Annotated in this window: 7 protein-coding genes and 1 riboswitch; of the genes, 4 read left to right on the top strand and 3 right to left on the bottom strand. The window is 41.6% G+C overall.

Translation table 11 applies throughout. The features are described 5' to 3' along the window. The first annotated feature begins 459 nt into the window (after positions 1 to 459). The 3 genes from IEW67_RS16905 to IEW67_RS16895 are packed head-to-tail and all read left to right on the top strand — an operon-like array spanning position 460 to position 4,228. Positions 460 to 1,971: a spore germination protein gene (locus IEW67_RS16905; protein WP_188634252.1), complete on the top strand. Its 1,512-nt coding sequence runs from the start codon at positions 460 to 462 to the stop codon at positions 1,969 to 1,971. Between the two features lie 8 nt (positions 1,972 to 1,979). Beyond that, positions 1,980 to 3,098, top strand: a complete 1,119-nt coding sequence (locus tag IEW67_RS16900) for a GerAB/ArcD/ProY family transporter (RefSeq protein WP_188634251.1) — start codon at positions 1,980 to 1,982, stop codon at positions 3,096 to 3,098. Further along, positions 3,095 to 4,228, top strand: coding sequence for a Ger(x)C family spore germination protein (locus IEW67_RS16895; protein WP_188634250.1), 1,134 nt, complete (start codon positions 3,095 to 3,097; stop codon positions 4,226 to 4,228). Before IEW67_RS16900 ends, IEW67_RS16895 begins: the two co-directional genes overlap by 4 nt. A gap of 151 nt (positions 4,229 to 4,379) precedes the next feature. Here the strand turns inward: IEW67_RS16895 and IEW67_RS16890 are convergent, their stop codons facing one another. The 3 genes from IEW67_RS16890 to IEW67_RS16880 all read right to left on the bottom strand — a co-directional run bounded on the left by IEW67_RS16890 (position 4,380) and on the right by IEW67_RS16880 (position 7,610). Then, positions 4,380 to 5,660: a multidrug effflux MFS transporter gene (locus tag IEW67_RS16890; protein ID WP_229671918.1), complete on the bottom strand. Its 1,281-nt coding sequence runs from the start codon at positions 5,658 to 5,660 to the stop codon at positions 4,380 to 4,382. Between the two features lie 358 nt (positions 5,661 to 6,018). Beyond that, positions 6,019 to 6,114, bottom strand: a riboswitch (SAM riboswitch). Between the two features lie 215 nt (positions 6,115 to 6,329). After that, the gene (locus IEW67_RS16885; RefSeq protein WP_188634249.1) at positions 6,330 to 6,845 is read right to left on the bottom strand and encodes a CBO0543 family protein; all 516 of its coding nucleotides are present in this window, start codon (positions 6,843 to 6,845) and stop codon (positions 6,330 to 6,332) included. Positions 6,846 to 7,175: 330 nt separating this feature from the next. Next, positions 7,176 to 7,610 (bottom strand): cell wall hydrolase, encoded by a 435-nt coding sequence (locus IEW67_RS16880; protein ID WP_188634248.1) that lies wholly within the window; start codon positions 7,608 to 7,610, stop codon positions 7,176 to 7,178. 208 nt (positions 7,611 to 7,818) lie between these two features. Here IEW67_RS16880 and IEW67_RS16875 point away from each other — a divergent pair, with 208 nt between their 5' ends. Then, positions 7,819 to 8,838, top strand: a complete 1,020-nt coding sequence (locus tag IEW67_RS16875; RefSeq protein WP_188634247.1) for a DUF3231 family protein — start codon at positions 7,819 to 7,821, stop codon at positions 8,836 to 8,838. Positions 8,839 to 9,437: the final 599 nt, after the last annotated feature.

Genomic DNA, 9,437 nt, shown 5'->3' with positions numbered 1-9,437 from the left:
CGCTACAGCATTAGTGCTAGAGCCGGACGTGGCAATATTCGACGAAGTATCAATAGGGCTAAAAATTATATACTTTCTGATCTTTTTAGAAAAACTCGGCATTCGCCTCGCCTTATAGCGAATGCCGAAGCTTTTCTTATAAGGTCATCCATTATTTATACTTTCTGACGTTATAAATAAACCACTCTGGCCTTCAGAGTGGTTTATCATGTGTTTACTTTACAACCTTTAATATATAAAACTTCCCCACGTCATATACAGGAACTCTCGCAAAAAAAGTACAAGCAAAGATAAAACACGAACCATTGATAGTTCGCCTGTTCAACGGCCATTTCGACGCAACATGCGTGCATTTCCTTACAATGAATCCAAATATACGCTACAACGCCAAAACTGTTCATAATTTTCCATGGTCCTCACACACTACCACCAGTATTGTTTTTTCATTTGGAGGTCCCTATGAAACGAAAGAACCAACGGAAAAAGCATAAGGATGATTTTTTTCCAAAGAAGATTGATGAGTTAGAACAGATCATGCAAAGCAAATTCGAGAATAATCAGGATTTGACATTTACGATTTATGAACAGGATAAAGGGCAACGAGCAGCTGTGTTTTTCATCCAGTACATGGTAGATATTGACCAAGTGAAAGAGTATCTGCTTGATCCTTTTCTCAGCAGTCAGGACGCATGGAGCACACCGTCTCTGAAAAATGATATTCCTATCGCAGACCAAGCGACGGAAAATACGTTGGAAGGTATTCTGAAAGGGTTGCTGGTCGGGAAAGTATACATATATGTTGAAGGTGAGGATGAAGCTCTTTCCTACTTTTTATTAAATAAAAAGCATCGACAGCTTTCAAAGGCTGAAAACGAATCAGTCGTCCTTGGTCCGCAAATCGCCTTCACCGAATCCTTGATAACAAACATGAATGTAGTGCGCTGGAGTATTCGTTCGACCGATCTGGTGATGGAAAAAATGATGATCGGGCACAAATACCCACGTGAAGTATGTCTTGTCTATGTTAAATCGGTTGCCAATCAAACGGATGTGAATACGATACGTCAGCGACTGGAAGATTTAGACGTTGATGATGTGGAAGATTCGACCATTTTGATGCAACTCTTTAGCGATTCATCTTCGTCTATGTTCCCGCAATTTTATGCCACGGAACTTTCTGATCGCTTTACACATGACGTTAAACAGGGAAGGATTGGCGTGTTAACGGAAAACAGTCCATCCGGAGTTATTGGCCCGTCCACATTTTTTAGTTTTTTTGAATCAACTGAAGATATGTATATGCGCTGGAACATCGGATCATTTTTACGTCTGTTACGTTTTATAGCCATAATATTTTCAATCTTTATTACGCCGCTTTACATTGCGGCGGTGACGTATCACTTTGAAATTATTCCGACTCATGAGCTTATTACTATTGGTAAATCCCGAGCAGTCGTCCCGTTCCCACCCCTGTTTGAGGCCATGATTTTGGAATTTTTGATTGAGCTTCTGCGTGAGGCCGGGGCAAGACTGCCGACAAAAATCGGGGAAACAATCGGGATTGTTGGTGGTGTTATTATCGGACAAGCTATTGTCGAGGCGGGCCTGACAAGCAGTATTTTAATTATTATCGTAGCTTTAAGTGCCTTGTCCTCCTATACGGTGCCAAACTATATGATGGGGGCGTCCATCCGGATTATACGCTTTCCCATGATGATCCTGGCAGGGTTATTTGGTCTTATCGGTATTATGTACGGCGCATGTTTTCTTGTCATTCATTTGGTCAAACTCCAATCTCTGGGCAGACCTTACCTGGCACCTGTTTATCCATTCCGCATGAAGGATTTGAATAAGGCGTTATTCCGCCTGCCATTACAGTTTCAAAACAGACGCTTTTTATCATTCAGGCCCAAAGAACCGTACCGGTATAATCGACAAGAGGCAAGAAGAAAACATGACGTTGATAAGTAGGGTGAACAATGGATATTAACTTGAAGGTCAAACAAGGTTTGCGTATTAGAGCATTTTATTTGTTTTTTATCATGAGCGGTATCCAAATCGGTGTCGGGGTCATGGGCACACCGAAATATATTTTTTTGGATGCACAGCAGGACAGCTGGATTTCTGTGTTAATGGCATACGCTGCTATGTTAATTGTCCTGTGGGTGATGCTCCTTATCCTGAAAAGCTACGACAACGCCGATATTTTAGGTATTCAGGTTGATATTTTTGGAACATGGATCGGCAAGTTGCTGGGTACTGTCTATATGCTTTACTTTGCTTTTGTCCTGTTGGTCGTATTGGTCACCTATATTGACGTTGTACAACTATTTATCTTTCCGCAAATCAATACATGGCTTCTCGGGTTTCTGCTTCTGTCTTTGGTTGTTTATTGTGTCGCCGGCGGATTGCGATCGATTGTTGGCGTGGTGTTTTTATTCTTTATACTTTCCCATTGGTTATTGCTTCTGCTGGCTAAACCAATCTCATTAATCGATATTTCCAATTATCAGCCTGTATGGCAGGCATCGATGATCGACCTGTTAAAAGGAGCCAAATCAACCACCTTTACGTTTACCGGATTCGAAATCATTTTTTGGATTTATCCATTTATCCGGAATAAGAATCAAGTCTGGCGTCCTATTTTCTTAGGGGCAACCTGGTCGGCGGGCATCATTTTGCTTAATACCCTGATAGTGATCGGCTATTTTAGTGCTACACAAGCGAGGACCATCGAGTGGTCTGTTCTATCACTCTTTAAAATCGTTGAACTGCCGTTTATTGCCCGATTTGATTTTATCGTTGTCGCCGAATGGATGATGATAACGTTACCGACCATGATGTTATTGATGTGGGCGATTACACAGGGCATGAAACGACTCTATCATGTGCCGAAGCGGATCACCTTATATGCTGCCGCCTTGATTTTCCTGGTGGTGTGCGGTTTTATCGATGAGCATCATCTGATTATGGCATTAAACAATCAAGCTAACAGCATTGCTTTCTGGATTATTTTTGTGTACCCACTTGCCTTGTTACCCATTGTTAAACTTAAAAAGGCGTGGCAGAGCCGATCCAAAAAGGGGGCGAAAAGATGAGCTGCCGTATGAATGGCATCCTTGTTTTGACTGTTATGCTCATAAGTGGCTGTGTCCAACCAAAAACCCTTGAGGAGAACGGTATTATGAACATCTATGGCGTTGATATAGCGGGAGATGACCAATTGAAAACAACGGCTGTGTTTTACAAATTCGGAGCTCCAGGCCAGGATCCATCCAGCCTCGTCACAGGTCAGGGGAAAACCCTGTCGAAGGGACAGAAACGGATGAATTACAAGCTCGGCTTCCAGTTGCAATCAGGTGCCATTGAATTGGAGCTATTCGGTAAAAAGGCCGCTGAAAATGGCTTGATTGATTATTTGCGCGCTGCATCCCGCCATCCAAGAGCGTCCAATAACCGATTATTGGCTGTCAGTGACACAACCGCCAAGAATCTAATAACCAAGCTGGACGGATTGCCGAATATCAATGTCAATCAGGCGTTACCAAATATTATTGATGTGAATAGCCACATGAATGTCATCCCTGAAGTAACGTTACACAACTTCCAGAAACTTTATTATGAACCAGGCATAGATCCGGTTATGCCGATTTTGTCCTATCAAAATGAACGAACAAGGCTCACCGCACTGGCACTGTTCAAAGGCGATCAGCTGGCCGGACAAATTCCGGTCGATCAGGCTTTTTACATCAATGTCCTTCATCAAAACATCCGCGGACTGCAACAAGAAGTTCAGTTGCCGCTTCAGCCGCTGAAGAAGTATTTGTTAAAGGAACCAAAAAGCGATCAAACTGATTTTTATACGTTATTCAACATTAAGAAAGGTGAAGGCAACATAAAGCTCGTTAACAAACAGAATTTGCACTTTCATACCCAATTGAATTTTGAGGTGAACATACTGGAACTAACAGAGAGTGTTGGTCTTCAAAAACCAGCTGCGATTAACGCATTCGAACAGGAAATCGAGAAAGCAATCAAAGAGCAGTATGAACAGCTTTTATCGAAACTGCAGAAATGGAATGTGGATCCAATGGGCTACGGGCGAACCTATAAAACCCAAAAACGAAATAGCCCTCTCACTGAATCCGAATGGCGTGATAAATTTCCCGACGTAACGTTCGATGTCGATGTGAATGTGGACATTCTGGATCAGGGGATGACGCCGTAGTATGTGGTTTCGTCATTCCCATCCTCATTTCACCGCAATATCAATAAAACATGACTACCAAATCAATCTATAATTTAATAGTCATGTTTGCTTTCATTTTTAAAGTTTTCGATAGTTAACAGAACCCGCTATGATCTCATTTCCCTTTTCATTAAATGTGATTATCTGAGTTCGCCACTTGATTATATGCGGATGAGCTGCTTTTAATCGCACGGCTGTTTCGTCTGACGAGAACATGATAAATTGTGAATGCCATCATGCTGCTAATAAGGATGATAATAGCCATCGGAACAGCTGTATGATCGCCGGCTATCCCTACAAGCGGTGAAACGGCCCCGCCGCCGGCAAACGGAAGGATGCCAAGAAAAGCGGACGCGCTTCCCGCCATGTCACCTTGACGCTGCATACCTAACGAAAAGCTTGTCGTGTTCACCATTCCGACACTTGCAACAACAAGAAATAGCGCCGGTAGCAGCACCCAAATCGGCAGGGAAGATAGGACCGTCACAATCAGCAGCAAACTGCCGGTAAAGGAAGTCGTAACACCCCACCGCAATAAATGTGTTTCGTCTATTTTTGAAGACAATTTTCCTGTGAGCTGTGCTGCCATAATGATACCTATCCCATTTATGGCAAATATAATTGAAAACTGCTGTGGCGAGACGCCATAAATATTTTGCAATACAAACGGGGAGCCGGCAATATAGGCGAACATACTCATCGATGTAAAAGCCTGTGCCAGTGCAATCCCCATAAATACGCGGTCTTTCAGCAATACGCCGAATGTTTGAACCGTCTCCATCAGACCGCCTTGTTTCCGGTCTGATTCCGGCAGTGTCTCAGGAAGTGTCAATGTGACGGCTAACAGCATAACAAATCCAATGGCAGCCAAAATCACAAAGACGAATCGCCATGACGCAAAGTTGAGCACAATTCCGCCGAATAACGGTGCCAGAATAGGGGCAGCACCATTCACCAGTGCTAACATTGCAATGAATTTCGTCAAGTCTTTTCCTGTATACATATCCCGCGACGAGGCACGAGCGATAACAATGCCTGCCGCCGCCGATACCCCTTGGATAAATCGTAAACCGATGAACACCCATATATGGCTGCTGAATACACTTAGAAGTGAAGCAACCGCATACGTCGTCAATGTCACAAGCAGCGGACGCTTTCTTCCTTTAATATCACTTAACGGGCCAAATACCAACTGGCCGATTGCCAACCCGACTAAAGTTGCTGTAATACTTAACTGGGCAAGGGATGCCGTTGTTTGGAAGTCATCGGTCACGGTTGGCAATCCCGGTAAATACATATCCATTGATAACGGCCCAAATGCTGTTAGGGCTCCTAATACCAGCACCATCCATAATTTATTGAATTGTTTTGGTGTTTCTTGCTGATCTATTGTTTGTTTCATTTTCTTCATATCATGTCGATCCTTTCTTAAACAGTATATCTTATCATAACACCCGCCCGACATACCTCGCGGGGTATATAAATGCTTGTTATTATTTGCTTATTTGACCAAAAGACCTACCCGTAAGGCTGTGCCGTGTATATTAGCGTTAAGCCTATGATTCGCTCTTGCGAATTGCGCCTCATCCCTGTTGCCTCCTTTGTGTTGTATACCCGGCACATTAGAAAAACTCGGCATTCGCCTCGCCTTATAGCAAATGCCGAAGCTTTTCTTATAAGGTCATCCATAATTTATACTTTCTGACGTTATAAAAAAGCCCTCTTCCTGGAATCAATAAGAAGAGGGCTCGGTGCCGTATATTTTGCTCTTCTTATCTTCAGCGTAAGCTTCTGGAAGTAGCACAGTACAAGTGTCTGTTGCTGAGGTTTCGACGGGCCAGTCCCTCCACCTCTCTGGATAAGAAAAATACAAGTATTTAATTACAATAATACACTATACATCTGCCTAAAGCAAAAGTCAAGAGAGAAAATCAGCACCTGATAGTAAAGAGGCATGGCCATTAGTGTTCTTCTTGATACGATTGTTCCGTGCAAACCAAATCCCAGTAACCCCTTTAAAATGGTCTTAGTGTCTTTCTTCTCATTTTATCACCTTCACAAGCAAATTGTCCTTTTCCTTTCATGGATTAGCCGGCAAATCCTGCCAAGGAACATCGAAAAGATATACTAAAAAGGCGATAACGAAAATAGATACCATATACGTGAGTATAGGTTTTTTATAATGAAGACGCAGCATTGGAAACATTGTTAATACAAAGATAAGAGACCATCCTAAATGCCAACCATTATCATAAGTAATACGGCTAAATAAACCACCAACCCACTCAACCCCAATGTAAATAACGATCCACTTTAGGGTGTAGAGAATTTGTTTTTCAGGTGAATCCGGGAAATGAGACAAATACAGAAGGACTGTAAAGGGGAAAATGATAAACGTATACAAAGCAGTGACGAGGGTAAAAGGCAACCCTAAATCAGGATGCATTCTCCACAGCGGGTATTTACTGGTCAAAAAAAGATAAAACAAATTCATTGCTGACATATATAACATGGTGGAATGATAGCGATTAAAATTTTTCCAATCCCCCCAGCGCCAAGATGCCAATATAACCCAGACTGTGATACCGATATGCATATGCCTGACTCCCAAACAATGGAATATACGATTACTTTCTAAACCACATCACTATTAGCTATCCCCGCCCCCACCGGGAACTATTCATGATGACAGCTTACCCTACTGTTAACTCTAAGAATCCAATAAATCCAAAAAGAACCCATTTTGAAAATGACTTTAATCAAAATGGATTCTTTATTTGCAGATTTATGCTATCTGCTCTTTCTGTCTATTAAGGAAAAGTAGCTTTATCTTGAAGACTTTATATTGGAGTCCTGCTTATCTCTTTTAAAACGCATGCTTCCGTTAACATTTCATAAACTTGTTTGTCTTAATACATACAATAACTCAATAAACACTGTCACATGCTCCAGCTGCCGGTTCATAAAAACAATGATTTTTATATTGACCGGAAAAAGGTTGATCGTGCCATGTTGGAGGACATGGGCCGTATGGATTGAAGTACCAAAGAGCATATTTCGCCGGGTGCTCTCTCCAATAATTCAAATTCTTTTTTGCTAACCGTTTTTCAAACGACCGTGCTCGTTGATAAAATACATTCCCTTTTTGGACAGCTTCAAACGAATAATTTCCGCCTTGTACTTGAAATATGACTTCCCGAATTGTTCTGACATCTCTAAAATCCAAACAGTCTGCTTTACCCCGGTTAACAATGACATTTCCAACATACAACATCCCTTGTTTGCCCTCACCTACAGCTTCAGCTCGCATCATCCTTGCCATTAAAGCAACATCTTTATCCGTGTATTTGACTATTGGCATTTTTACACCTCCAAAATAGTGTATGAACAAAGCCAACTAAGATTTCATTATTTAGAAATTATCAGTGCTGGTTCACGCTTAAAAAAATTACAATTTCATTTTCAGGAGCGGTGTTGTGGGTTTTTGTACCTTCTTTTGTCATAAAAAAATGCATATTATCTTTATTCCTTCAGATAATAAAAGCGTTAAATTATTCAGGAGTGATTTTATGAATGAAACCAGTCACCAACCTTTAACATCATCTGAGCTAGCCCATCTTTGGAGTTGTTACATGGCAAACAGTATGACGCGTTGTTTTTTATCCTATGGGCTCGGTGTTATTCAAGATCAAGATATACGTCCTCAAATACAACAAGCATACGATGACGCTGTACAGATGACCACGACTATCCAGGACATATTTACAGCTGAGGAGATACCTATACCGGTTGGGTTTACAAATCAAGATGTGAATATAAAAGCGAAACGTCTTTTTCAGGACACCTTCTTTTTAGATTACATCAATAAAATGGGAAAATTAGGAACTGCTCAATACGCAAGGTATCATTCGGGCTCTAGCCGACAGGATATACGCGCTTTTTTCTCAAATTGTATATCGCAATCTTCCGCGATGTATGATCATTCCACGGAAACCAAACTCGCCAAAGGCTTGTTAATCAGATCTCCGTATATTGCAATATCAAATAAAGTGGAGCACGCGGGTAACAAACAATATTTCAGCGGGGTAAATCCATTTAGCGATACTCGCTCTTTAAATGCTGTGGAAATTTCGCATTTAAGTTTAAATATGGAAACAAATATACTGGGTGTTATGATAAGTACAGCCTTTGGGCAAACCGCTGCTTCCCAAAAAGTTCGGGAATATATGCTGAAAGGAAAAGATATGGCAAAGAAGCATATTAAAACGTTTGGTAAGTTATTAGCTGGCAGCGACATCCAAGCACCGATGACCTGGGATTCATCGATTGTGGATTCGACGGACGCCCCTTTTTCAGATAAATTAATGATGTATCACATGAGCTTACTTTCCGCTTCCGGTATTGGTAATTACGGGTTAGCTGCAGCGCAGAGCCTCAGAAGTGATTTGGCCATGACCTATCCCCGCCTTGCTGCCGATATTGCCCAATTCACAAAAGATGGCGCTGATATCATGGTTAAAAACGGTTGGTTAGAGGTGCCGCCTCAAGCAGCTGATCGTAACAAGCTGATTAAACAAAAACGTAAATAAGAAGCTAGCATCATATGTCATGTTCCTGTGCAACAGGATTTCCATTCCGATCACAATATAGAAATGGGAGTTTCACCCAAACCGGTATACCTCCTCTCCCTTACAATATTCAAAATATCGGGTTTCAGAAACATATTACGATGGCCTTCTATCGTAACTGCCTAGGAGTCTTAGACATAATTAAGATAAGAGGTTTCGCTTAAAGTGCGTGTTCAAAAAGGAGGATAAAAAGGACCAAGAAGTTCGAGGCGGCGCAGTTTCGAGCAGCGGAATGTATGCTTTTAGATACATGAGCACAAGTAATGCTACCCTGAATCCGCTTCGCACGCAGGAAAAGTGTTTTTCTTTTCCAAGGAGCGGAGAAACAAGCCAACGAAGAAATTCGAAGTGTCATTTTTACCGGACTTTTTGAACAACCTCTTAAACAATACTTAACGGAGCCTCGTTCCGCTAACTGGACATAAATTACCCTATTTACTTGACTCTTGCAAAAAATATGTCGTCACATTATGTTGAATTACCACTTGTTTTGAAACGTTTGCCCGAAAATAGAATGACATCCCGCTTTTTGTGGTACTGGAAGGTTGACACCCAACCAA

Source organism: Lentibacillus kapialis (assembly GCF_014646635.1).
In the GTDB taxonomy this organism is placed as follows: Bacteria; Bacillota; Bacilli; order Bacillales; family Amphibacillaceae; genus Lentibacillus; species Lentibacillus kapialis.
This window is presented reverse-complemented; position numbering and strand designations above follow the sequence as displayed.

What these genes read in the sequence shown, in the direction of transcription:
- IEW67_RS16905 (WP_188634252.1), top strand. Translation starts at nt 460, where the DNA reads ATGAAACGAAAGAACCAACGGAAAAAGCATAAGGATGATTTTTTTCCA.
- IEW67_RS16900 (WP_188634251.1), top strand. Translation starts at nt 1,980, where the DNA reads ATGGATATTAACTTGAAGGTCAAACAAGGTTTGCGTATTAGAGCATTT.
- IEW67_RS16895 (WP_188634250.1), top strand. Translation starts at nt 3,095, where the DNA reads ATGAGCTGCCGTATGAATGGCATCCTTGTTTTGACTGTTATGCTCATA.
- IEW67_RS16890 (WP_229671918.1), bottom strand. Translation starts at nt 5,660, where the DNA reads ATGAAGAAAATGAAACAAACAATAGATCAGCAAGAAACACCAAAACAA.
- IEW67_RS16885 (WP_188634249.1), bottom strand. Translation starts at nt 6,845, where the DNA reads ATGCATATCGGTATCACAGTCTGGGTTATATTGGCATCTTGGCGCTGG.
- IEW67_RS16880 (WP_188634248.1), bottom strand. Translation starts at nt 7,610, where the DNA reads ATGCCAATAGTCAAATACACGGATAAAGATGTTGCTTTAATGGCAAGG.
- IEW67_RS16875 (WP_188634247.1), top strand. Translation starts at nt 7,819, where the DNA reads ATGAATGAAACCAGTCACCAACCTTTAACATCATCTGAGCTAGCCCAT.